Origin of the sequence: Sphingobium bisphenolivorans (assembly GCF_000412635.1) — a bacterium.
Classification (GTDB): Bacteria; Pseudomonadota; Alphaproteobacteria; order Sphingomonadales; family Sphingomonadaceae; genus Sphingobium; species Sphingobium bisphenolivorans.
On record NZ_ASTG01000054.1, the window covers coordinates 1 to 1,521 of the forward strand.

Here is a 1,521-nt window from a genome sequence, read left to right on the forward strand (position 1 = left end):
TTGTATGATCCGGGCCTTGTCAAGATCGCATTGAACGGTTCCTTCTGTTGACGGGTTGGGAGCCCCCACACGCAATGCTCAAGGATTGGCTTCATTCGTTCCGAGGTCAGCTGATGCACTATCCGTGCATAGACTTGTATCCGGTCGCGGCCGTGCCCGCGCACCATAATCCGTATTCACATCCCCGGATCGAGCAAAGGCGGATGCGGACCAAACTACTACTGGGCGTTTTCAGGCGCCATCAACTTTCCCGGTCACACATCACACCAATCCGCGTCGCCTTATCGAGCCTGTTGCAACATAAGCATCAGGCGGCGCGGAGCTCGGCACCTTGAGGGACCAGACCGGTCTCCACAAAGCGCCAAAGCGCGATTAACAATTTTCGGGCGAGCGCAACGATCCCCACCTTTGCCGCGCGAGCGCCGTTGCCTTTGAACCGGTTGCGATACCAAACGGTCAGTTCGCTACTTGGCTGATATTTCAACCAACACCAGGCAAGTTCCACCATCTGCACACGTGTGCTTCGGTTACCGGCTTTGCTGATGCCCTGATCACGCGACACGTCGCCGCTGGCGAAGGGCGCCGGAGCTAACCCAAGGAAGGCCGCGACGTGTCGTCGGCTTTCGAACTTTCGGCAAAAAACCTCTGCAACCAACATTGCCGCGCTGTTCGGACCAATGCCCTTCAGCTGCTCAAGGCGAACCGCTTTCTCTCGGCATGGGAAGGTAGACTCCTCATGGAGCACAACTTCAGCGCGGTTCCGCTCGATGTCCTTGATCTGATCGTTGAGCAACGCGAGCCGTTCGAAACAGCGCTCAATTTGTCGACGAAGGTTTGGTGGCAAAGGCCGCCCATCGCCGGTGCGCGTGTCGTCGAGCTGTTTTGACCAGTCACCACCCTTGATGGCCTTGACAGTTCGTATGCCCTGTAATGCAAGTAGCCCCCTGATCCGAGAGATAATTCGGGTGCGCTCGTGCACGAGATCGCCGCGCTCCCGCATTACTCTGCGTGCGTCCTCTTCTTCGGGGGAGGGCACGTCCACGACCCGGCACACGCTTTTGTCGCCAGCGAGATAGGCTTTGAGGATCCCGATCATGGCTTCGGCGTCGATGCGGTCGGTTTTTGCGCGCCTGCCTCGCCGCGACACGAGGAAGCTGGCGGGATCCAGCACATATGTATCGATGTCGTTCGACCGCAGTAGCCTTGCGAGCCAGAAGCCATCATATCCAATCTCGAAGCACAGGCGAATGGCGGCAGGTTCACCGATACGATCAGCGGCCTTGCACTCAAGATTGCGAAGGTGACTGATCAGTTCCGCGCTGTTCCCGGCAGGAATTGTCCGTAGCGAAGGCTTCGCCGCTCCTGGCGAGAGCGAAGCAACAAGCCAGTTGCGCTTGCTGAGCTCAACGCTGACAATGACAGAAGTCTTGGGGCAGTAATCTGACGACGAGTTCTCCATGTAGCGTTCTCCGTGAGGTTTGACGGAACAACGGCATAGCCGATCCGGCCTGCATAGGATCT

1 protein-coding gene is annotated in these 1,521 nt (G+C 57.9%); it reads right to left on the reverse strand.

The features are described 5' to 3' along the window. Positions 1 to 307 precede the first annotated feature (307 nt). A complete protein-coding gene (locus tag L858_RS0119170) occupies positions 308 to 1,459 on the reverse strand; it encodes an IS110 family RNA-guided transposase (RefSeq protein WP_022684655.1) in 1,152 nt (383 codons plus the stop codon). Between the last annotated feature and the right edge of the window lie 62 nt (positions 1,460 to 1,521).